Below are 23,217 nucleotides of genomic sequence, written 5' to 3'. Positions count from 1 at the left end.
CGTCGGCTGCGCCGGTGCGCCCGGGGGCGACCTTGGGGTACATGAAGGCCCCCTTCCTTGCGCTAGGCGCAAGGAAGGGGGCCTTCATGTACCCCCGCGAGAGAGAACTACGGGGCACGGGGGTCGTGAGGGATAAGTGTCGTTAGGGCGATCGTTACCACTTGCGACCTCAGGCAAAGCCCTTGAAGCGGCGCGCAGAGAGGCGTTATGTCCGTTGTGGACTATGAGGCGCATCAGCTCCCTTCAGTGATTTCGCGCCTGCTTCCGACTTCATGAAGTCAAGTTTTCCGTACCCCTCGATAGAACCCGAAACGCCAGTCGCCACCCAGCCGAGTCGGTTTCGCGTGACTGAGTGGACGACACCTGTGCTCCGACGGACGACGCGCGTGACTGGATGGGCGACACGCGAAGCGACCGGTCCTGCCGCGAGTCGTCCGGCTGGACACGCGTGTCGTCCATCCAATCACCGGTGTCGTCCGTCGGAGCACGCGTGCCGCCCGACGGTAGGTACCTGAGACCTGATTGGCTTCAGCCCGAATCGCCATTCATGACCAACGTGACCCGGTCCTCCTCGCGACGGCGCGAAAGGAAGTGCCGTGAGTGGCAGGTCGATCGGCTCCGGGCCGAACGATCCGCCACGTACTCAGGAAAGCTCTTGCCGGTCCGAAGCGAGGACGGCCGCCAGGTCCGCCGGGGACGGATAAGCGAAGACGAGGGCGACCGAGACCTCGATCCCGAGGGCGTCCTGCAGGCCCGCGGTGATCTGGAAAGCGGCCAGTGAGTCCCCGTTGGACTCGAAGAAGTCGCTGTCGGCGTCCAAGGTGTCGTCGCCAAGGGAATCGCGGTACAGCGACACGATCAGCTCGGGCAGGCCGCGGGTGGTGGTCATGGTGATCCGTTCTCGTCGGTCCGGGTCAGTACGGCTCGGTCGATCTTGCCGCTGTGGGTGGTGGGTACGCGGGCGATGCGGACGAAGCGGCGCGGCATCATGTGCGGCGGCAGGGTTTCGGCCAGGTGGGCGCGCAGCGCGGTGTCCGGGACGTCGGCCAGTTCGCCTACGACGTGTGCGCTGAGGGAGATCCGGCCTCGTTCGTCCTTGTCCGCCGTCAAGACCGCGCCGGTCACGGCCGGATGGGTCAGCAGTGCGCCTTCGATCTCGGCGGGATCCACCCGGTGGCCGCGGATCTTGAGCTGGCGGTCCATCCGGCCCAGGTACACCAGGGTGCCGTCGGAGCGTCGCCGGGCCAGGTCCCCCGTGCGGTACAGCCGCGCTCCCGGCGGGCCGAACGGATCCGGGACGAACCGTTCGGCGGTCAGGGCGGGACGTCCGCCGTAGCCGCGTGCGACACCGACACCACCGATGTGGAGTTCGCCGGTGGCGCCGTCGGGTACCGGCCGGTGATCCGGACCGAGCAGCCACACCGACACGCCGTCGATCGGCGTGCCGATCACGTCGGCCGTCGTCACCGGGTCGCGCGGGACGGGGTACCGGGTCGAGGTCATCGTGCACTCGGTCGGGCCGTACTGGTTGACCAGCCCGCCCGGCAGCAGCCGCCTGCCGCCGGAGGCCAGGAACGGCACCAGCGACTCCCCGCTCGAGACGATCAGCCCGACCGTCCGCAACGCCGCCGCGGCGGCCTCGTGTCCGGTCAGGAAGCCGAGGAAGGTCGGGGTCACGCTGAGCAGCGTGGTGATGCCGAAAGCGCGCACGGTATCGGCGAACTCGGCAGGCCGCAGCAGCCTGGCGCGGGGGACCAGCACCACGCAGCCCCCGGCGACGAGCGGCGCGAACACGTCGCGGATCGACGCGTCGTAACCGACCGGGGCCACCTGCAAGGTGACCGTTCCCGGCCCCAGCCCGTTGTCCGTACCGATCGCGCGCAGATAGGACCGCAGGCCGCCGTGTTCGATCAGCACGGCGTTCGGCGCACCGGTCGACCCGGACGTGTGGCTGACGTAGGCGAGCGTGCGCGGCGTGACCTCGGGCGAGCGCGTCGCCGCGGCCGGTGATGGGAGCCGGTCGATCAGCACGACCGGGCCGGTCGTGGGCAGTGAGAGCCGTCCGGCGAGCACCGTCGTCGTCACCAGCATCCACGCGCCGCCGGTGCGGCACATGGCTTCGAGCCGTGCGTGCGGGAGATCGGCGTCGAGGGCGAGGAACGCGCCGCCCGCCCGCGCCACGGCGGCCATCGCGATCACGGCGTCCACGCCGGGGCCGACGGCGATGGCGCACACCCGTTCGGGTCCCAGCCCGTGGCCTGCCAGGATCCGGGCGAGCCGCTGGATCCGGTCGGTCAGCTCCCCGTAGCTCAGGTGACCGTCCGGGGTGCGGATCGCGGGTGCCCCGGCGGGATGGGCGAACAGGTCGTCGACGAAACTCATGTCGGCTCGCCTGCCAGCAGTTGCGCCACCTCGGCGTCGGAGAGCCCGGCGATCTCGTCTTCGAGAGCCTGGGTCACCGCCCTGGCCAGCTCGGCGACCGTGGTGGCTTCGAACAGGCGACGCAGCGGGAGCTCCACGGCGAACGCGCTCCGCAGCCGGGCGAGGACGCGGGTGGCCAGCAGCGAATGCCCGCCCAGCGCGAAGAAGTCGTCCGTCACCCCGACGCGGTCCACACCGAGCACCTCGCACCAGATCTCGGTGATGAGCTGCTCGGCAGGGTTTCGGGGCGCCTCGGCCGGGCCGGTACCGGACGCGGTCGGCTCCGCCGCGGGCAAGGCCTTCCGGTCGACCTTCCCGCTCGCCGTCAGCGGCAGGGCGGGGAGTTTCGCCCAGCGTGTCGGGACCATGTACTCCGGCAGGAGGGTGCGCAGATGTTCGCGCAACGCCTCCGCGCCGGGCTCGCCGACCACGTAGGCGGCCAGCAGCGGCTCGCCCGCCGGGTCCGCCGTGGTGACCACCACGGCCGCGTCCACGTCCGGGTGCCGCAGCAGGGCCGCCTCGACCTCTCCGAGTTCGAGGCGGAGGCCGCGGATCTTGACCTGCTGGTCGATGCGCCCGAGGAACTCGATCGTCCCGTCCGGACGGTGCCGCACCAGGTCACCCGTGCGGTAGAGCCGCGCTCCCGGCGGGCCGAACGGATCCGGGACGAACCGTTCGGCGGTGCGGGCGGTGTCGTTGTGGTAGCCGCGGGCCAGCCGGACCCCGCCGAGGCACAGCTCGCCGGGTACCCCGGTGGGAACCAGGCGGAGTTCGGCGTCCACGACGTAGGCGCGGGTGCCCGCGACCGGCCGGCCGAGTGGCATCGCGGCGCCCGAGGGCAGGCCGTCGAGGCCGCCGGTCACCGGGTGCAGTACCGAGCAGATGGTCGCCTCCGTCGGCCCGTAGCTGCACAGGAACCGTCCCGGCAGGCCGGATTCCGCCCACATCCGCGCGTCGTCCACCGTGACCACGTCGGCGCCGACGTTCATCAAGCGCAGTCCTGCCAGCAGATCCGGGCCGTAACGCATCGCCTCGCGGTAGTAGGCGGGCGTCGTGTCGATGATCGTCACCCCGTGCTCGGCCAGCCTGGCGGGCAGTTCGGCCGGGGTCCAGAACAGCGGGTCGCTCACCACGATCGTCGCGCCGGCGAGCAGGGTCGCGCCGATCTGGTCCATGGACACGTCGAAGGTGAGCGCGGACAACAGGACCACCCGGTCGTCGGAGCCGATGGTGTAGGCGTCCGCGATCACGCGGCAGTGGTGGGCGTAGGACCGGTGCTCGGTCATGACGCCCTTGGGGCGCCCGGTCGAGCCGGAGGTGTAGATGAGGTAGGCCAGCGTGCGCGGATCCGGCCGGACGTCCAGGTTCGTGGCGTCACCGTCGGACCACTCGACGCCGTCTACGACCAGTTCCTCGTGGTCGCCGAAACGCCCGGAGAACTCGCGGGTGGTCACCACGAGCCGTACGCCGGCGTCGGCGAGCATGAAGCCCAGCCGTTCCGCGGGGTGCCTCGGGTCGAACGGGGCGTACACACCGCCCGATTTGAGCACGCCCAGCAGGACCACCACCGCGTCGAGCGAACGCTCCAGGCAGACCCCGACGACGGTCTCCGGTCCGGCCCCGCGTGACCGCAGCACCCGCGCGAGCCGGTTGGCGCGCGCGTTCAGCTCGGCATAGCTCAGCCGCTGACCACCGCAGACCACGGCCACGGCGTCGGGACGGCGTGCCGCCTGTCGCTCGACCAACTCGGGTACGCACAACGGGTATTCGCCGGTCGGGTCCAACGTGGACAGTCGCTCGCCATCCGGGTCGGACCAGTCGTGCAGCAGGCGCCGGCGTTCGTCGTCGGCGAGGACCTCCAACTCGGCCGGCTCGCGATCCGGGGAGGCTCCGATGTCGGCCAGCAGACGCAGGTAGTGCCCCGCCATCCGCTCGATGGTCGCGCGGTCGAACAGGCTGGTCGCGTACTCGAAGACACAACGCAGCTCGCCGCCGTCGCGTTGCTGGACGGACACGGTGAGGTCGAACTTGGCCACCGAGGCGCCCGCCGGGATCGGCCGGACGGCGGTGCCGCACAGGGTGCCCGGCCTGTTCTCCAGATTTTCCAGCTCGAACATGATCTGGAAAAGCGGGTTCCGCGACAGGTCCCGGTCCGGCTGCAACGCGTCGACGAGGTGCTCGAACGGCAGGTCCTGATGGGCGAACGCTTCGGTGCAGCCACGCCGCACCCGGTCGAGCAGCTCGGTGAAGGTCGGCGAGCCGGACAGGTCGGCCCGCAGGACCAAGGTGTTGGTGAAGAGGCCCAGCAATTCCTCGGTCTCTTGCCGGGTGCGGCCCGCCACCGGTGTGCCGACCGAGACGTCGGTGCGCCCGGTGTAGCGGCCGAGCAGCACGTGGAACGCGGCCAGCATCGTCATGAACGGTGTCGCGCCCTGCCGGGCGGCCAGCTCGGTCACCGCACGGGCGACCGGCACCGGGACGGTGACCGAAACGGTGTCCCCGCGCGGGTCACGCTGCGCCGGGCGCGGCCGGTCGGTGGTCAGTTCGACCGGGGTGAGCCCGGCGAGCCTGCCGCGCCAGTACCGGAGCTGGTCCGCCATGTCCTCGAGGGACCGTTCGGATCGCTGCCAGGCGGCGAAGTCGGCGTACTGGAGGGGCGGCGCCTGACCGTGGGGCTCGTTCAGGTCCCGGAACAGGATGGCCATCGACCAGGCGTCGAAGGCGATGTGGTGCAGGGTCAGCGCGACGAGATGCTCGTCTTCGGCCACCCGGATCACGGTGACGCGCAGCGGGTGCTCGCGTTCGAGGTCGAACGGACGGCCCGAAACCCGGCCCAGCAGCTCGCGCGCCGCGGCGGGCTCGCCGGTCAGGTCCACGAGACGGAACGCGACCGGTCCCGGCGGGTCGACGATCTGCACGGGTTCGCCGTCCTGGTCGGCGTAACGGGTGCGCAGCACCTCGTGCCGGGCGGCGAGCCGGTCCAGCGCGGCCCGGAACGTCTCGACGGAGAGCGGGCCGGAAAGCCGCAAGGCCAAGGGGATCAGGTACTCGACGCTGCCCGGGTCGAGCTGGTCGAGGAACCACATCCGCTGCTGGGCGAACGACAACGGCAGGTTCCGGTCGCGCGGGACCGGCCGGATCACCGAGGGGGCGGTGCCGGTGGTGCTCGCGTCGAGCCGGGCGGCGAGCCGTTCGACGGTCCGGTCGTCGAACAGCTCGCCGACCGTCAGCTCATCACCGAACTCACGCCGGAGTCTCAGCACGAGCCGGATCGCGAGCAGCGAGTGGCCGCCGAGGGCGAAGAAGTCGGCGCGGACGCCGACGTGATCGACCCCGAGCAGTTCGGCCATCGCGGTGGCGACCAGCTCTTCGGTCGGTGTGTGCGGAGCCGTGCGATCGTCCGAAGTGGACTCGGGGGCGCTGTCCGGCGCGGGCAGCGCGGCGCGGTCGAGTTTGCCGTTCGGACCGAGTGGGAGTGCGTCGAGGGCGTGGACGGCCCGCGGGAGCATGGGTGCGGGCAACCGCGCGGCCAGGTGTTCGCGAAGGTCGGCGGGCAGGGGCCCGTCGGCGGGAACCGCGTAGGCGACGAGAGTGGTGTCCCCGGCTGGAGTCCAGTGGGGGACGACGGCGGCCGCCGCGACACCCGGATGCGCGCACAGCGCGGCCTCGATCTCGGCTGGCTCGATCCGCACGCCGCCGATCTTGACCTGGTCGTCGACGCGGCCGACGAACTCCAGCACTCCGTCCTGTCGCCAGCGAACCAGATCGCCGGTGCGGTACCAGCGTTCGCCGGGAACCGAGGGGTAGGGATGCGGGGTGAACTGGCGGGCCGTCTGAGACGGGCGATCGACGTAGCCGCGGGCGAGGCCGGCGCCGCTGACGCACAGCTCACCCGGCACCCCGATCGGCACGAGCCGATCCGAGGCGTCCACGACGAACACCCGGGTTCCCGACAAGGGCGTGCCGATGGGCACGGTGCCGTCCTCGCCTTCACGCCGGTACCGCCACGCGGTGACGTCGATGGCGCATTCCGTCGGGCCGTAGGTGTTTTCCACCTCCACGTCGAGCAGCGCGGTCAGGCGACGGCACAGCGAAGCCGGCAGTGCCTCACCTGCCGAGCAGACCAGGCGCAACGACGCGCATTCGGCGAAGCCGGGCTCGTCGAGCAGCAGGCGCAGGACCGAGGGGACGAGTTGCAGGATCGTGGCGCCGTGCCGGACGATCGCCCCCGCCATCGCGGCGGGATCCCGGTGGGCGCCAGGCGGCGCCATGACCAGCGTGGCACCGGCGGCGAACGGCGCCAGCAGTTCCCACAGCGAGGCGTCGAACCCGATCGTGGTCTTCTGCAGGACACGGTCCGCGGCGGTGAGCTGGGTGCGGACCGACCACAGGACCCGATTGCGGATGCCGCCGTGGGTGACGGCGACACCCTTGGGGGTGCCGGTCGAACCCGAGGTGTGTACGACGTAGGCGATCTGCGCGCCGTGGATCACCGGGCGTTCGGCGAGGGTGTGACGGGCGATGGTGTCCCGATGCCCGTCAAGATCGATCCGGGTGAGGGTGTCCGGCAGTCGGACGTCCACAGTGGAGTGCGACAGCACCAGCGTGGCACCGGTGTCGGCGACGATCTGGTGAAGACGTCCGGCCGGATGGTCCGGTGGCAGCGGGACATAGGTGCCGCCCGCGGTGAGGATCGCCAGCAACGCGACGACCAGATCGGTGCCGCGGTCCAGCGCGACGCCGACGGGGGTCTCCGTGCCGACGCCGTGCTGTCGCAGGTGACCGGCCAAGGCGTCGACGCGCGCGGCGAGTTCGCCGTAGCTCACTTCGTCCACATCGGACAGCACAGCCACGGATGCGGGGGATCGTGCCGCCTGGTCGAAGAACAGCTCCGGCAAGGACCGCCCGGCCGGCTCGGTCGTGCCCGTGCCGAAGGACCGCAACCGGTCCTGTTCGGCTTCCGCGACCAGTTCGAGCAGCGGTGCCGGGCCCTCCGGCGCGGCGGTGATCTCTTCGAGCAGCCGCAGGTAGTTGGCGGCCATCCGGTCGATCCTGGCACGGTCGAACAGGCTCGTCGGAAAGATGAGCTGACCCTGTACCGAGCCGTCGGCGAACTGGGCCAGGTGCAGCGACAGGTCGAAGGCCGAGGCCGCCCACAGCGGCGGGCACAACGAGACGTCGAGACCGGGCAGCCGGTAGGGCCGGCGACGGGCGTCATACCAGGCCATCCCGGCCTGGAACACCGGGTTCCGGGACGGGTCGCGGTCCGGCTCCAGCCGGGTGATCACCTGATCGAACGGCACGTCCTGGTGCGCGTACGCCTCGAGGGCGGACTTCCTCACCTGCCCCAGGATTTCCGCGAAGGACGGTGTGCCGGACAGATCACCACGCAGCACCAGTGTGGTGAGGAACATCCCGATCAGGGACAACTCGTCCGGACGCCTGGTGGAGACCGAGACGCCGACGGCGATGTCGTCCTGGCCCGCGTAGCGGGAGAGCAGGAGCTGGTAGGCGGCCAGGTACACCATGAACGGGGTCGCGCGATGGGTGCGGCCGAGCTCCCGCAGCTTCGCGGCCAGGGCGGAGGGCACGACGAAGTCGGCACAGTCGCCGTCGGCCGCCCACCGGGCGGGCCGGGGCCGGTCGGTGGGCAGTTCGAGCGGGCCGAGTCCGGCCAGCCGGTCCACCCAGTACGCGAGCCCGCCGTCGGTGGCCTTCCGCTCGTGGCGGCGCAGGGCTTCGTGATACTGAAGGCCCGGCTCCGGCAGCTCCGCCGCTCCGTAGAACGCGTCGAGCTCCCTCGCCAGCACGCTCCAGGACAAGCCGTCGAAGGCGATGTGGTGCACGGCGATCACCAGGGCCGCCTCGTCTTCGGCGAGCCGGACCAGCGTGACCCGCCACGGCGGTTCCGTGCGCAGGTCGATCGGGGTGCGCAGATCGCGCAGCCGGATCTCCCGCAGACTCGCTTCCCGGTCACCGGGCGGCAGCCCCGTGAGGTCCACATTGGCCGGTTCGACCGGCGCGGGATCCTTGACGATCCGCACCGCGGTACCGGTCACCGTGTCGAACCGGGACCGTAATACCGCGTGCCGTGCCGCGATCTTCGTCAACGCCGCGGTCAGGGCCTCGACGTCGAGGTCGCCGCGCAACCGCAGGGTCGCCGACAGCAGATGCTCGATGGCCGCGCCGGAACGCAGCTGATCGATGAACCACAGCTGTTCCTGCGCCGACGACAACGGGTGGACGTCCCCGCTTTCCACCATGGCCAGCCTTTCGTGTCCGGTGCTACCGACCGTTTTCGCCGGTCGAGGGTTCGGCCATGGCCACGGCGATCTTCCGGGGACCGGTGAACGGTTCACGGCCGTGCGAGGAGAGCATGTTGTCGACCATCAGCACGTCGCCGCGCTGCCAGTCGAAGCGCCGGGACGCGGTCCGATAGCAGTCCCGCAGGTGAGCCACGACCTCGTCGGGGATGGTGCCCCCGTCGCCGTAGTAGGTGTTGGTCGGCAGGTCTTCCTCGGCGAGCATGGCGCGCAACCCGGCGCAGACGTCCTCGGCCAGCGTGGTGACGTGGAAGAACGTGAGGTGGTTGAACCACACGGCCTCGCCCGTGACCGGGTGCCGGTGCACGGCCTGGCGCCGGGCCCTGGTGCGCAGCCCGTTCCGGTCGAGCCACTCGGTCTCGACACCGTTGCGCGCGCAGTAGGCCGTGACCTCGTCGCGGTCGGTGGTGTTGAACGTCTGCTGCCACGGCAACCCGAACGAGTCGGTGAAGTTCCGTGTCACCATCCAGCCCCTGGCCTCGAACTCCGCCCGTACGGCGGGGTCGATCGCCGCGAGGATCCGCCGGGTGTCGGCGAGCGGCGTCGCGCCGAGGGTGTCCGGAGGCCGCACGCAGTAGAAGAACAGGCTCAGCGGCCAGGCGGCCTGGTAGGAGTTCTCGTTGTGCAGGAAGATCTCCTCGGCTTCCGGGTAGTCCGTCGAGGTGTACACCTGCCCCTTGATCGTGCTGCGGGGCGAGGAACGCTCCTGATAGGTCAGCGGCGGGCCCGCCAGCGCGCGGACGGTGGTGTCGAACCCGTCGACGTCGTCGACGTCGAACCCGCGCAGCAACACGGCGCCGTGTTCGAGCAGCCGGTCCCGGATCGCGGTGCGGCGGGCCGGGAGTGAGGCGACGTCCTTGGCCTCGCCTTGGCCGGGAGTCACCACGAAGGGCAGCGCGCGTTCCTGCCCGGACGGGTCGTTTGCCGGGGAGACGGACGGTACAGCGGTCATGTCCGCCATCGTGTCCGCTCGGCCCGTGCCCCAGAAGAGAATGACGGGTAGTGCGGACCCCACCGCCGTGCCGGAGGTTCTGCGCGTTCTTCTCTGCACCCGCGCACACCCTCGCGGGCAGGCTCGACCCACCGGTGAACCGACAGCCGGGTGCGCCAGTGACTTCCAGGAGAGACACCCATGCGCGAGGAGCAGACCGACCAGCGTGCTTACCTGGTCGTGGTCAACCACGAGGAGCAGTACTCGATCTGGCCGTCCGACCGTGACCTGCCGGCGGGATGGCGCGCCGAGGGGACGCGCGGCGACCGCGAGGAGTGCCTCGCCCACATCGGCGAGGTGTGGACCGACATGCGGCCTCTGAGCCTGCGACGGCGACTCGATCCGACCACGGGGTGAGCCGGCGAACTCCCATGGACCTGAACGAGGACGAACCGGCGGGTGTGCTCGCCACGATCGGCGCGACGCCGCTGGTCGAACTGACCAGGCTGTACCCGTCCGCGGGGTTCCGGCTGTTCGCCAAGCTGGAGGGGCACAATCCCGGCGGCAGCAGCAAGGACCGCGCCGCACTGTCCATGCTCGGCGGTGAGATCCAGGCGGGACGGCTCGTCGCCGGACGTTCGGTGGTGGTCGAATCCAGCTCGGGCAACCTGGGAATCGGGTTGGCCCAGGTGTGCCGGTACCACGGGATCCGCTTCGTCTGCGTGGTGGATCCCCGCACCAGCAAGCAGAATCTCGCGATCATGCGCGCGCTGGGCGCGGAGATCGAGATGATCGAGGACGCCGATCCGGTCACCGGTGACTACCTCCCGGTCCGCCTCCGCCGCATCCGCGAGCTGACCGAACGTCTCGAGCACGCCTACTGGCCGAACCAGTACGCCAACCCCGGGAACCCGGCGGCGCACCGGACCACCATGCGCGAGATCGTCGGGCAGATGCCGGGTACCCTCGACTTCCTGTTCTGTGCCACCAGTTCCTGCGGGACACTGCGTGGCTGTGCCGAGTACGCGCGGGCCAACGACCTGCCGGTGACCATCGTGGCGGTCGACGCCGCGGGCAGCGCCATCTTCGCCGACACTCCCGGCCCCCGGCTGATCCCTGGCCACGGCGCGGCCGTCCGCCCAGCACACCACGCGGACGACCTGGCCGACGTGGTGGTGCACGTCGCCGACGTGGACAGCGTGCGCGGTTGCCGTCGGCTCGCCGCCCGCGAAGCGATCCTCGCGGGCGGTTCGTCCGGCGCGGTGGTCGCCGCCGTGCACAGCGTCCGCGAGCTGGTGCCACGCGGCGCCAACTGCGCGATCGTCCTGCCCGACCGGGGCGAGCGGTATCTCGACACGATCTACGACGACGGCTGGGTCACGACCCACTTCGGTGGTGTCCCTTCGGACGAACCCGAAGAGGTCCTGACGCGTTATTGAGGGTGTCGTGGCCTCATTCTCAGCATGTCCACAAAGGACGTTTTTCTGATGTCGATGCCGATTTGAGCTCTGCGCACTGTAGGCGGTTTGCTGTTCGTGAAAGCATCTTCGCCACTCCGAAGGTAGGGAAGAAACCCTTCGCCACCTTCGGATGTGCTCCCTGCTGACAGGGGACGCCGGTGCCGGGTCGTGAAGTCCGTGAAGGCCTCCTTGAGGGACCCTGGGTCCCTCAAGGAGGCCTTCACGGACTTGCCACCCACACGGCACCTTTGCCTTACCCCGCAAAATTACTCACGATCCCTGTGTCGCTAAGCCGCCGCCGTGGTTTCTCTTGTGGAGTACATGAAGGCCCCCTTCGCTGTCTTGCAACTTACGTTGCTAAACCATGAACCTGATAGAGCCCAAGAAGTGGCCTGGACCTGCGGATACGCGGGTTCAAGCCCCATCTTCCCCGGTTGGGGCCGCGACCTCGGTCGACACGCGGAAACACGGCGGCCACCACACCTCAAAATGGTCGCTGACCTGCGGTTTCTCGACTAGACTTGATCAGCACGGCAGGTTTTTGCTCGTGTCGGAGTGTCCGCGTCGAGTGACTGGGGGTTGTCGGTGAGTAAAGCGCTGAATCGTCGGCTGCGTGAAGCGGCTACCGGGGGCACTCTCCGGTTGGCTGTAGTGATCTATGCGCGTGCGTCGAAGGACGGCAAGGGCCGGAAGATCTCGGTTGCCTCGCAGATCGCTCAGGGCCGGAAATGGTGCCAGCAGATCGGGGCCGTGGTCGTCGCGGTGCTGGTGGACAACGACCTGTCAGCGTCGCGGTACGCGACCGAGGCCCGTGGAGACTATGAGGAAGCTCTCCGGTTGCTCGCGACCGGAGCGGCTAACTGCTTGTGGACGTGGGAAAACAGCCGCGCTCAGCGTGAGCTGGACGTGTTCGTGCGGCTGCGCAAGATCCTGGTCGACGTTGGTGGTTACTGGGCTTATGACGATCGGCTGTATGACATGAACGACCCGGATGACCGGGTGGACACGGCCGAGGACGCGGTAGACGCCGAGCGGGAGACGGAGAAGCTTCGGAAGCGGGTGCGTCGCGGTGTCGAGGCTCGCGCGATGGACGGGCTTTGGGCCGGGCCGTTGTCCTACGGCTACCGGATTTTCTACGACCGCGACACCGGGGAGGCCGGGCGTGAGGTTGACGAGACCACACGCGAGTACGCGCGGGAGATCGTGCTCACCTTGATCGAGACCGGGAACGAGACCGCTCTCGCGCTGGATCTGCAACGGCGCGGTGTGCCGTGTGCGCGGGCGACTCGGTGGCGGGCCGATCATGTGCGCAAGCTTCACCTCATGTCGCAGGACGCGGAAGGCTGGGCCAAGTTCACCGCCACCCTGTTGCCGGAACAGCTCGAATCCGCGTATGAGGTGTTGATGCGGGTACGAACCGAGTCGCCGTCCCAAGTGGCCAAGGACATGAACAAGGGTCAGTGGGCTCACCCGATGCCGGGTGAGTGGAACGCTGCGAAGGTCCGCAATATCGGGCTGAATCCTGCGCTTGCCGCTCTGCGGGTGTTCCGGGGCAAGGTGATCGGCAAGGGCACGTGGGAAGCGATCATCAGCGAAGATGAGCACATCGCGGTGGTGGCGAAGATCGGTGATCCGAGCAGGCGTTGGGTCAAAGACGGAGCGCGGGTGAAGTACTTACTCTCCGGCATCCTGCTGTGCGGTGTGTGCGAGAAGCCTGTGACCACGGGCAAGTCCGACGCGCGCAAGACCTACCGATGCCCGGACGGCCATGTGTCCAGGAACATGGCGAAGACGGACTCTGTGGTGGTCGAACGGGTGCTGCGCCGGTTGGCCTCGGACGCGGCTCGGGAGTTCTTCCAGTACGAGGGGCAGGCCAAAGACCTGACCGAGGCCGTGAAGACGGCACAGGATCTGCGCGCGCGGTTGGACGGGTTCACCGATAAGGCCGCCGATGGCGAGCTGTCGCCGGATCGGCTGTCGAGGATCGAGGCGAAGCTCGTGCCGAAGATCGAGGCGGCCGAGGAACGCGCCCGGCAGATCGGGATATCTCCGACCGTGGCGGAACTGGTCGGCCCGCAGGCACCCGAGGTGTGGGAAACGCTGTCGGTCAGCCAGAAACGGGCGGTCCTGCGCGCAGTGGTGCGGCCCCGGCTGCTGCGCACGGCGGGTGGCCGGGCTCCGTTCAACCCCGATCACATCACGGTGTCGTGGCTGGGGCGGCCCGCGCCGATTCCGGGTGTGGACGACGTCGAAGACACGGGGGACGCCGTGGCGGCATAAGAAGACCCGGATACAACGAAAGCGGCCCCGGTACTCGCGTGGAGTACCGGGGCCGCTTTGTGGTTGTGTGCGGGTCTGGACCGGCGTGTAAGTCCGTCCTGACCCGCATGATCGAACCTAGCAGGTCACTCGGGCGTGCGCGTCTGGATTCGGCGGACGGCCGGGCCGAAGATCTGGCGCAACTGGTCGCGCTGGCTGTCGGTGAACGGGTGCTCGTCCTCGGCTGCGGCCCGAGCGTGGACGGCAGCGAGTTCGGCCGGGGTCAGCGCGGAATGCGGGACCAGCGCAACCGGTCCGCTCGTGGTGTCAGGCATCGAAGGTCCCCCAGTCCAGCGGCTTGCCCTGCTTGGGTGCCGGTGCGGTCACCAGCGGGTCGCCGTGCTGGTCGCGCGGGTCGACCAGCGGGGTGACCTTCTTTTCGGTGGAGACGACCACGCCGAAGGTCGCCAGCAGGGTGATCACACCGGTGATGATACCGGTCACGGCGCTGCCCTGGTCTGCGGTGAACAGCCCGGAGCCGACCAAGCCGGACACCAGTGCGGTCAGCGCGCCGACGATGGAACCGGCGACGCGCAGCGGGAAACGGGACATGAGGTGTGGTTCTCCTTGTTCTCGTTTGGGACGGGGCGGAAGGTTGTCGATCAGGTCATAGGCGCCCACGAACGCGCGGCCGAGCTTCCAGGCGGCGTAGACCGCCAGGACCAGCAGCAGCAGGTGCCCGCCGCTGCCGGCACCTGCGGACGTGGCGGTGCCGTTTACGGCAGCGCCAGCCATTGACCGGCCTGGATTTTGTTGGGGTTGGCGATGCCGTTGCGGGCACAGAGGGCGGCCACGGTGGTGCCGTGGCGGACCGCGATCGCGGAGAGGGTGTCTCCGCGCCGGACCTGGTAGCGGCGGGCGCCGCTGTCCCCGGAGCCGGGCAGGCGGAGGGTCTGTCCGGGATGGATCAGGTTCGGGTTGCTGATCGCGTTCAGCGCGACCAGGGCGGCCACGCTCGTGCCGAATTTCGCGGCGATGCCGGAGAGGGTGTCCCCGGAACGCACGGTGTAGGTGCCGCCTCCAGCGGCAGGCGGCGGGGGCGGCGGTGCCGGGGTCGGCGGGGTGGGTGCGGAGCCGTCCAGGGTGAGACTGGCGAGGCTGTAGCCGCCCACGGTGGCGTTGCGGTCGACGTTGCCCGCGACGCCGGGCACGCGGCCCTGTTGGGTGTGCTGGTGTACCGCGAGCTGCGGGTGTGCCCAGCCGGGGCGGCCGGGGTCGCCGTTGTAGCGGGCGATCCACAGCAGCACGTCCGGGTCGATCCAGTCGCCGGGGCGCAGGACGTTGCGGTACCAGTCGAGGTTGGCGTACACGAGCACGCGGCGGATACCGGTGGCCGCGCGCAGGCGGCCGATGAAGTCGCGCACGAATCCGTTCGCGCCACCGCGCAGTTCCGCGGCTTCCATGTCGAGCATCGGGGCGAGCGCGCCACCGCCGAGCAGGCCGGCCGCGCGCAGGCTCGCGGCGAAGTGATCGACCTGTCCGCCGATGTTGCCGGGCCGGGCGAAGTGGTATCCGCCTGCGGCGATCCCGGCAGCCCGGGCGGCGGGAATGCGGCCGGGGCTGGTGGTGTCGGTGTAGGCGGTGCCTTCGGTGAGCTTGAACGAGCAGAACGAAATGCCGTTGCCGCGTACCGCGTTCCAGTCGGTGACGGCATTCCAGTGTGAGACGTCGATACCGTAGTCGGTCAGGGCTCATTCTCCTTGCTGTAGCGGGAAATCAGTGGGTATGGGTCGGTTGAGCTGGGCGCGGAGCGCGCCGAGTTCGATCAGGAGCCGGGCGTTTTCCTGCCGCACGGCGGACAGTTCGGCCTTGACGGCGGTCAGCTCGGCCAGGACGTCGCGGGTGTGGGTCGCGCGGTCTTTGAGCAGGGCCTGATATCCGGTGTGCAGCGCGGCCAGTGCCTGGTGGTCGGCCGAGGTGCGGGCGGTGCGGATCGCGCGGCGGGCAGCGAGCAATCCGGTAAGGGCACCGGTCGCGGGCCCGAGGAAGACGGCCAGCGCTGTGAGCCATTCGGGGGTGATGAGTTCACCTCCAGACTTTTCGCGCGCCGAGGGTTTACCGCAGTCATGTGCGGCTATTCGCGGGGTGCGGTCTCGGTGGTTGAGCAGTCAGCCACCAGAGACCGTCTTATGTGGTCGGGCGGACGGTGATGCTGTCGCTCAGGCCGTCGGTCACCGACAGGTGCCGGGTGATGGCGACCACGGATGCCGTGGTGGTGCCCAGTCCGGTGGGATCGGACAGGGTGACGGTGTCGAGCAGGGTGCGGCGCGGGTCGCCGACGACGGGGATCTCGTCCAGCACGGGACGGGGCTTGGCGAGTTCCCCGAGCAGCTTCGCAGCCAGCGCGCGCAAGGGTTCGATGCGGTGCCGCCACCGGCTGGAGGGCAGCGACAGGGATCGGCGCCGGTTGGTCTGGATCGAGGCGCTGTCGGTGACGGTAGCGGTCTGGATCTGCGCGGCGGTGATCCGGAGTCCGGCGATCCGCAGAGCGGGCTGGGGGTTGCTTCCGGTGGTGGACAGCCGGATGGCGAAGAAGTTGTCGTTCTTGACCGTCACCAGGGCGTTGGTGGGAGTGGTCTGGGCGACGGTGACGAACACCGAGGACACGTCGGTTCCGGTGCCGTCCGCGCGGGCGGCGCAGTATCCGTTGGGCGCGCCTCTGTTCCAGTCCGCTGTGGCTATCGGGGGTATCGCGGTGTTGAAGCCGTCGAGAACGGAGACGGTGTTGTCAGGCAGGGGCACGGTCCGTGCGACGGTGGATCTCGGGTTGACATTCCATTCGTCCAGCGCGGTGGCGGTGATGACCGGGACCTGGCCGCCGGTGTAGGCGGGGATTGCGGACGCGGTGATCTCGTTGCGGACGGTGTCCATGCTAATGGTCGCGGACACGTCTTTCAGCGTGTTGTCGTCCACTGTGGAGGTGGGTGGCAGGGCGCGGCGAGCGGTGAGGGTGTCCCGGTTCAGGAAGAAGAACCGGCCGTTCTCGTTGAATCCGGCAACCGCGTACTCGGCTGCGGCTACTTCCTTGATCAGGTCCCAGGAGTCTTGTCCCGCCACAGTCGGCAGGTGGGTGAGTTCGCCGAGACCGGGGTCGATGTCGGACACCGAGGTGGCCTTGTCCGGCCATCCGGTGTCCAGGGGTTGCTGGGTCGCGTTCCAGACCTGCACGTTGCTGATCGGGCGGAGGACGTTGAGTCCGGCCAGCGCGGCCGGGTAGGTGGTGGAGCTGTTCGCGGGCAGGGACACGGGAAGGGTGGCGTTGGTGATGACGCCGTCGAGGTTCCAGCGCATCACGACCGTGTTGATGGTGGTGGCGTCACCGACGAACTGGACGTGAACACCGATGTAGCGCCAGGCTTGTCCCGGCAGGACGGTGGGATGGTTGAAGATGTATTCCTTCGCGCCGTCGCGCACGATCAGGGATACGGTGCCGGTATCGTTGAGGGTCAGGCGCAGCAGCCGCGTCATTCCGGCGTTGACTTCGATGAGCCCCGCCGAGGGGAGACCGTCCGGGAGTTTCGCCTCCGTTCCGCAGTGGACGAACGCGCCCAGGCCGAGCGCGGTTCCGTGCTGGAAGGTCACGCGTGCGGTGGTGATGTAGGCGCCTGAGTGGAGTGGGATGGGACCCCCGCCGTTGGCGGCGAGCAGCCCGAACTTTCCCGGTGTCCACAGTGGTCCGGTGTACCCGCCGGTTCCTGTCGAGTACGGGGAACCGTAGGTCCCGATCTCCGGCGCCAGTGAGCCGTGACAGGTCGCGGACAGGATCGCCGAAGGCAGCGGAGCCGGTGAGTTGTACACGGCGTTGGCGCGCAACGCGGTGTCGATGACCCATTGCGTGTTCATCCACGGCCGGTATCGGGATTCGCCGAGCGCGGCCAAAGCGATGCCATCGGCTCCCGCCACGGGAAGTGTGACCCCGGCACGCAGGCTGTCCGCACCGTCAGCGGCGGTCAGGGTGACCGTCCGTGCGGCGGTGCGGGAGGTGACCGCACGCACGGTGCCGGTGAACTGGCGCAGCAGGACCGGCCCGAACCGGGTGTCGAGGCCAAGGTCGAACCGCACCGCCACGCCTGCCCACTGCGGGTTTCCCCGGTAGGCGCCGAAGAGGTCGATCACATCGTGTGCGCCGATACGGCCTTCCAGGGTCGCGGTCAGCGACGCTGAGGCGAACCCTTCGACCAAGGTGGTTTCCGCGGGAAGATCACCCGCCAGGGCACGGTTGATTGTGAGGTCCGATACCAGCCCGGACAGGTCCGACCACGGGTGGTCGAACTTCCCGGTCCTGCCAACGTCGGCGGTCAGCGACCAGAGCACACGCCGGTTCCGGGAGGTGACAGCGTCGGCGAGTGCGGCGTCGGTGTGCGGGTTACCGGTGGAGAGCAACTACACCTCCAACAACGTGAGCTCGGCGGCGTAGGAGCCGGGCAGCGGGTAGGACACCTTCAGCGACTCGATGACGACCACGGCCGCGCCGCCGCCGATGGCGAACGGGCCGGGCTCAGTCGCGGACTCCAGTTGCCATCCGGTGGTGAACACGTATGACGGGGGTAGCGGGGAGGTGGTGTTCACTCCGACCGCGCACGTGACCGCCGGGCCGCTGGTGTCTGGTGCGGTCGCTGTCACGGCAACCTGGGTCCAGCGGCCACCGAGCGAGATAGACGGGGACTCGACCGTGCCCAGTGCTGTGCCCGTGGCGGACGTGAACGTCACGAACACAGCGACCGGTGCCAAACCCCGGCACCAGGCCGAGAAGGTCACCGTTTCCCCGGCGAGCACCGGAGGCCGGTCACCGGTGATGATCTGCCCGCCGTTCTGCGGCCGCATGAACCTCAGCCCGCCGCCGAGCGGTAACCCAACCCCGGTCGGGACTGTGCCCGCCAGGTAGCTGAGATCGGTGCTCCCGACCGGTGTGAAGCTCACAGTGCTGCGCCGGGCGGAGCCACCGGAGGCGGTTTGCTCAGGTAGCCGGTTTGGGCGGGCAGGGTCGATCAGCCACAGCGGGGTGTCGGCCAGCGTCCCGGCGTCGATGGCATCGAGGAACGCGAAGGTCTCGGCGTCCAGATACGGCCAGGACAGCACCCACGTGCGTTTGCGGCCCAGCACGTCGACAGTGGGTGTGCCGTTGAGCGTGCGGTGTGTCCCACCGACCCGGACCGGGGTCGCGTGCGGGCCGCTGCCGAGCGCGGGTGAGGGCAGCGCCCGGAGCAAGGACAGCGGCCCGAGCCAGAACACTGGGTCGTCAGCCATGCACACCACCCCCGTCCTATGTGGAGTGACAGTCAGCGGCGGGCATTCACAGCGTTGGTCTGATTCACCAGCCGCGCTAACCCCGCACCGTCGACCTGCATCCGCGACCCGTCCAGAGCAGCGACCACACCGGCGGTGACAGCGGCGGTCACGGCCGCCAGGAACGCGGCTGAATCGGGGAGGCTTGCCGCGGCCCCGGCGGTCGCCCGCTGGCCGGCCACGCTCGACCCGGCGGTGGCGGACACCTCGCCGGACACGTTCAGCGGAAGCGAGTCCGTCAAGCCGGTGAGGTAGCTACGAAGTTGCGGTTCGCCGTCCCGCAGACCGGTGAGCAGGCCGCCCATGATGAGCCGCCCGTTGGCCGTCAGAAGGACTTTGTCCCTGGCTGGCGGGCCTTTCCACTCCGTGATCCAGTCCGTCAGGTCCGACAAGCGATCCTGGACCCACCCGAACGCGGACGTCAGGCCGTTGACTAGACCAGCGATGATGTTGCGTCCGGCGGTGTACAGCAACGAACCCAGGTCACCGAGCGCATTCAAGATGCGGCCGGGGATGCTGGCGACGAGATCGAGCAGCCCGCCGATGCTGTGCTGAACGGTTCCGGTGATCATCCGCCAGGCGCCGGAGACGATGTTCTTCACACCGGTCCACGCCTGTTCCCAGTCGCCGGAGATCAAGCCGGTGACCACGGAGATGACGCCGGAGATCACGGACAGCGCACCGGAGATGACCTCGACGATCGCGGCGAACTTTCCTTTCACCACGTCGAACAGTTGCAGGATGATCGGCATCAGGAATTCACTGAGCTGAACGATCAGCGGTGTGACCGCGATTGCCAATTGGCTGAACACGTCGGCGGCTTGCACGATGACCGGCAGCAGCGAAGTCACCAGGTCCAGCAGCGGCGGCAGCAGCGCGGAGACCAGTTGCAGCAGCGGCGGCAGGATCGGCAGCAGCGCGGTCACGATCCCGAGGAACGCTTGCGCCAGCGGCGGAATGACCGGCAGCAGCGCGGCGAGGATCTGACCGGCGATCACCCCGAGCAGACCGCCGACCTCCGCGAGCACCGGAGTGGCCGCCTGCAACGCGGTCGACACCACACCCGCGAGTTGTTGGATCGTCTGCACCACAACGGGAAGCACCGGCATGACCGCGTTCAGCGCAGCCAGCACGACCGAAGTGACCACCCCGCCCAGCGCGGACAGCACCGGCAGCACGGCCGAGAGGACTTGCAGCAGCGCACCACCGAGCTGCGCGACGAACGGCGCCAGCGCGGACACCAGTTGCGCGACCGCCGGAGCAGCGAGCCGCAGCGCTTCCACGAGCAGCCCGCCGAAACCCTCGACCAGCGGCGCGAGAACTCCCGCGAGCTGGACGAGCGCGGGTGTGATCGTCGCGATAGCTGACCCCAGCGCGTCACCGAACAGCCCCACGACTCGCGCGATAACCGGAGCCAGTGCCGACACGATCGGCGCCAGAGCGGCCAGCGCGGGCACCAGAATGGCCGCCAGCGCTTGCGCGGCTGCGCCAAGGACCGGAGCCAGCGCGGCGAGAGCCTGCCCCAGCGGCGCGATCGCGGGGGCGAGCGCGGTGAACGCCTGCCCGATGATCGGGCCGAGTTGCGCGATCGCCGGGGCTATCGAGGTCACCACGGCCTGACCGATCGCCGCCAGCACCGGCAACAGCCCGGACACGACCGCGTGCAGACCGGTGAAGATCTGCGCCAGCGCGCCCGCGCCTTCGGCGGAGCGGACGAACGCGAGCACCTGGCCGGTGATCTCGGCCAATGTGGACAGCAAACCGCCGCCGGAAGCGTTGGCAGCAGCGAAAACCGCTCCGGCGATCTTAGCCAGGTTCCCGATGACGGTCACCAGGTCACCAAGCGCGGACAACCCAGCAGACAGCCACCCGCGCAACTGCCCGGACTCGCGGGCGGCGGCGATGAAGTCGGCGAACCGCTGCGCGCCGGTGGCCAGTCCCGCGCCGAATCCCGGCAGGAACTCCGAACCGACTGCCGCGATATCGCTCAGCGCTTGCAGCAACGGCCGGACACCGGCCGCCGCAGCACTCAGCGACGTCGAGGTGTTGTCGAGGATCGCACGGACGTCACCGACCGTGCGGCCCTCGCGGGCGAACGCGGTGAACCCGAGCGCCCCGGCGTTCAAACCGGTCGCAATGCCGCCCAGTTCGGCACGCAACAACGGGAGGTAGGTACCGGCTAGGCCGGTGATCTCGCCCGCGAGCCCGGCGAACAGAGCTTGCTGCACGGTCTGCCGCAGGCCGGTCAGCTCCGGGCGCAGCGCGCGGGCTGCGTTCGCGGCCGCCGCCATCGACGGCGCGAAACCCTTGATGGCCTCGGCGTACTTGGCCGGGTCGGATTCGGTGAGCGCGTCGGAGAACCCGGCGACACCGAGCTTGAGTGTGCCGATCGCCGCAGCGGCGGCCAGTCCAGCCGCGGGCACCACCAGCAGCGCGCCCGAGGCGGTAGCCGCAGCGGAGCCGAGGCCGCCCAGCACGGTCACGGCCTGCCCGACGGCGGCGGCCAGCGCGGCGTACTTGAGCACCGACGCGCCCACCGACAGCGTCATGCGGGTGAACCCGGCGGTGGTGCGGTTTAGGCCGTCGTCCAGCGCACCGAGGCCGCGCACGGTCGCGCCGAGCGACTTGTCCGCCACGGCCTTGATCGCGACCGAGTGACCGCTTAGGTTCCGCATGAGCCGCTGGAACTCGGTTTCGGCCGGGACCGCGTCCAGTTCGGCCAGCAGCCGCACGGCGGACTCGTTGCCCTCACGGGCGGCAGCGCGGATCTGCTCCCGCAGCAGCGCCGTCTGAACCTGCGCGGTCAGTGTGACGGCGGGCGCGTCGCGCTCGTTCTGCCGGACCTGGTCCCGGATCTCACGGCCGAGCCCTTGCAGGCTGGGCATGAGCTTGAAATAGGCGTGACCGACCGTCGCCACCGGGCGCTCACCCCCGCCCAGTTGCCGGGGGTGTTACCCGCTACGCATCCATACCGCGATCTCCCGCAGACTTTTCACTTCCGGTTCGCCGGAGCCGGCCGCAGGAGCGCGGGCGGACCTCGGGGTGGCGGGCGTGGTGAACGCCTCCACCGGGTCGGCCAGCTGAGCATCGGTGATCTCCTGGCCCAGCGCGCTGGCGACGGTGGCCCACAGGGCGGTGATCCGGCGTTCGGTGACCGAGGCCAGCAGATCCGCGCGGGTCCAGCCGCTGCGCGGGTCGAGCACCCGCCACACGGCCGCGTCACCGGGAAGGTGGGTCACCAGCGCACACACGCGCCGGTAGGACAGGCCGCCCCGGTAGAGGTCGAGCAGGTCGACCCCGTACCGGAGCAGATCAGTTTCGAGTGCTTCGGCGGTCGCCTCGTCCGCGAGGAGCGCGGCGACCGTTACCGGTTTCCCCGCCCCAGCTCCCGCATGACCACGGACGAGAAGTCCTCGGCGTCAGCGGCCGTCGAGGCCAGGGCACGCCAGGTCGCGTACTGGTCTCCGCCGAGAATGAGCTTCAGCGCGGTCAAGTGCTTGCCCTCTTCCTCGGCCTCCAGCGCTTCGAGCGGGAACTCCTGCGCGCTGGGCAGCGTGAACCGCTTACCGCGCCAGGTCACGGTCAGAACCGCGCCAGGAGAGGCGGGCTTACCGGTCGCTTCCGCGCGCTGTCGAGTCGCCATCAGGTGGGTGCTCCTTCGGTGAAGTGGGTTCGGGGTGAGGAAATGTTGGTGTGGCGCGACGTCCGAAGATAATCACTTCGCGCGCGGCTGGTCCTCGGTGATGACGTCGAGTGCGCCGGTCGCGACGGCCGGGGCACCGAAGAGAACCGCCGGGTCGTTGGTCAGCCAGACGGCGATGTAGGTCTTGCCCTTCGGCGGGGCCAGTGCGGAGAACGTCATCCCCCACCGGGCTTCCTGCGTCCGGGAGAACTGGGAGTCCTCGGTTTCGGAGACCTCCGCGCGCGGCAGGTAGAGCCGGTGGCTGTAGACCTCCTCATCGGAGACGACGTCCGTCCAATCGACACAGAGCGCGCGAACGTCGCTCTTGGGAATCGAGCTAATCTCCGCCCGGTAGGTCTTCGTGCCGGTGCCCACGGCGGCGAACTTCATCCCGCCGAAGTAGGCGGACAGGACTTCACCCTTGGTCTCCTGGAACACCGACGCCACGGTGAGTTCCTGGCTTTTGTAGATGTAGCGGGCAGGGGTGAGCTGCTGCCAGTGTTCCGTGCCCTCCTTCTCCACTTTCCGGGACAGCGTGGTGCCATCCGGGGTGGATAGCCCCAAACCGGACCACGCAGCCCCCAGAGGCACCGTAGCGTCAGCCGGTTCCGGAGTATCCGGGGCCGCGAGAGACACCTCGCCGGTACCAGGGACGCGCACAAGCGCGCTGTTCATTGCCAAAATTGGACCTCCGGCAGTTTTCAGTATTTTGAGAAGTGATGTAAGGCGAGCTGTAACACAAACACGCGTCGTGGCGACTACAGGCTGATCGGGTAGCGTCCATCGCCTACGGCT

At 69.3% G+C, this 23,217-nt stretch carries 17 protein-coding genes; 3 read left to right on the top strand and 14 right to left on the bottom strand.

Annotation, left to right across the window (positions count from 1 at the left end; translation table 11 throughout):
- Window positions 1-643 precede the first annotated feature (643 nt).
- The 4 genes from P3102_RS22685 to P3102_RS22670 are packed head-to-tail and all read right to left on the bottom strand — an operon-like array spanning window position 644 to window position 9,696.
- A complete protein-coding gene (locus tag P3102_RS22685; protein ID WP_276361560.1) occupies window positions 644-889 on the bottom strand; it encodes a phosphopantetheine-binding protein in 246 nt (81 codons plus the stop codon).
- On the bottom strand, window positions 886-2,382 hold the full coding sequence (locus tag P3102_RS22680; RefSeq protein ID WP_276361559.1) for an amino acid adenylation domain-containing protein: 1,497 nt from the start codon (window positions 2,380-2,382) through the stop codon (window positions 886-888). The genes P3102_RS22685 and P3102_RS22680 overlap by 4 nt, the downstream gene beginning before the upstream one ends.
- Entirely contained in the window at window positions 2,379-8,684 is a 6,306-nt protein-coding gene (locus P3102_RS22675; protein WP_276361557.1) for a non-ribosomal peptide synthetase, read from the bottom strand. Before P3102_RS22675 ends, P3102_RS22680 begins: the two co-directional genes overlap by 4 nt.
- A 22-nt stretch (window positions 8,685-8,706) precedes the next feature.
- Window positions 8,707-9,696, bottom strand: coding sequence for a TauD/TfdA family dioxygenase (locus P3102_RS22670; protein WP_276361555.1), 990 nt, complete (start codon window positions 9,694-9,696; stop codon window positions 8,707-8,709).
- Window positions 9,697-9,876: 180 nt separating this feature from the next.
- Between P3102_RS22670 and P3102_RS22665 the strand changes: the two genes are divergently transcribed.
- The 3 genes from P3102_RS22665 to P3102_RS22655 all read left to right on the top strand — a co-directional run bounded on the left by P3102_RS22665 (window position 9,877) and on the right by P3102_RS22655 (window position 13,415).
- Window positions 9,877-10,092, top strand: a complete 216-nt coding sequence (locus P3102_RS22665) for an MbtH family NRPS accessory protein (RefSeq protein WP_276361554.1) — start codon at window positions 9,877-9,879, stop codon at window positions 10,090-10,092.
- A 14-nt stretch (window positions 10,093-10,106) separates the two neighbouring features.
- Window positions 10,107-11,114: a 2,3-diaminopropionate biosynthesis protein SbnA gene (gene sbnA / locus P3102_RS22660; RefSeq protein WP_276361552.1), complete on the top strand. Its 1,008-nt coding sequence runs from the start codon at window positions 10,107-10,109 to the stop codon at window positions 11,112-11,114.
- 672 nt (window positions 11,115-11,786) lie between these two features.
- On the top strand, window positions 11,787-13,415 hold the full coding sequence (locus P3102_RS22655) for a recombinase family protein (protein ID WP_276361551.1): 1,629 nt from the start codon (window positions 11,787-11,789) through the stop codon (window positions 13,413-13,415).
- A gap of 125 nt (window positions 13,416-13,540) precedes the next feature.
- On the opposite strand, the gene P3102_RS22650 is transcribed toward P3102_RS22655, so the two are convergent.
- The 10 genes from P3102_RS22650 to P3102_RS22605 form a co-directional block, all read right to left on the bottom strand.
- Window positions 13,541-13,729 (bottom strand): hypothetical protein, encoded by a 189-nt coding sequence (locus tag P3102_RS22650; RefSeq protein ID WP_276361549.1) that lies wholly within the window; start codon window positions 13,727-13,729, stop codon window positions 13,541-13,543.
- Complete coding sequence (locus tag P3102_RS22645; protein ID WP_276361548.1) at window positions 13,722-14,189, bottom strand: hypothetical protein; 468 nt, start codon at window positions 14,187-14,189, stop codon at window positions 13,722-13,724. The genes P3102_RS22650 and P3102_RS22645 overlap by 8 nt, the downstream gene beginning before the upstream one ends.
- Window positions 14,171-15,127, bottom strand: coding sequence for a LysM peptidoglycan-binding domain-containing protein (locus tag P3102_RS22640; RefSeq protein WP_276371302.1), 957 nt, complete (start codon window positions 15,125-15,127; stop codon window positions 14,171-14,173). Before P3102_RS22640 ends, P3102_RS22645 begins: the two co-directional genes overlap by 19 nt.
- A gap of 18 nt (window positions 15,128-15,145) precedes the next feature.
- The gene (locus P3102_RS22635) at window positions 15,146-15,409 is read right to left on the bottom strand and encodes a hypothetical protein (RefSeq protein WP_276361546.1); all 264 of its coding nucleotides are present in this window, start codon (window positions 15,407-15,409) and stop codon (window positions 15,146-15,148) included.
- Window positions 15,410-15,581: 172 nt separating this feature from the next.
- Entirely contained in the window at window positions 15,582-17,837 is a 2,256-nt protein-coding gene (locus P3102_RS22630; RefSeq protein ID WP_276361544.1) for a hypothetical protein, read from the bottom strand.
- Entirely contained in the window at window positions 17,838-18,701 is an 864-nt protein-coding gene (locus P3102_RS22625; protein WP_276361543.1) for a hypothetical protein, read from the bottom strand.
- A gap of 32 nt (window positions 18,702-18,733) precedes the next feature.
- The gene (locus P3102_RS22620) at window positions 18,734-21,658 is read right to left on the bottom strand and encodes a hypothetical protein (RefSeq protein ID WP_276361541.1); all 2,925 of its coding nucleotides are present in this window, start codon (window positions 21,656-21,658) and stop codon (window positions 18,734-18,736) included.
- 33 nt (window positions 21,659-21,691) lie between these two features.
- Complete coding sequence (locus P3102_RS22615; RefSeq protein ID WP_276361540.1) at window positions 21,692-21,979, bottom strand: hypothetical protein; 288 nt, start codon at window positions 21,977-21,979, stop codon at window positions 21,692-21,694.
- 125 nt (window positions 21,980-22,104) lie between these two features.
- Window positions 22,105-22,383, bottom strand: coding sequence for a hypothetical protein (locus P3102_RS22610; protein WP_276361538.1), 279 nt, complete (start codon window positions 22,381-22,383; stop codon window positions 22,105-22,107).
- A gap of 72 nt (window positions 22,384-22,455) precedes the next feature.
- The gene (locus P3102_RS22605; protein ID WP_276361536.1) at window positions 22,456-22,944 is read right to left on the bottom strand and encodes a hypothetical protein; all 489 of its coding nucleotides are present in this window, start codon (window positions 22,942-22,944) and stop codon (window positions 22,456-22,458) included.
- Window positions 22,945-23,217: the final 273 nt, after the last annotated feature.

The sequence above is a fragment of the Amycolatopsis sp. QT-25 genome (assembly GCF_029369745.1).
GTDB lineage: Bacteria > Actinomycetota > Actinomycetes > Mycobacteriales > Pseudonocardiaceae > Amycolatopsis.
This window is presented reverse-complemented; position numbering and strand designations above follow the sequence as displayed.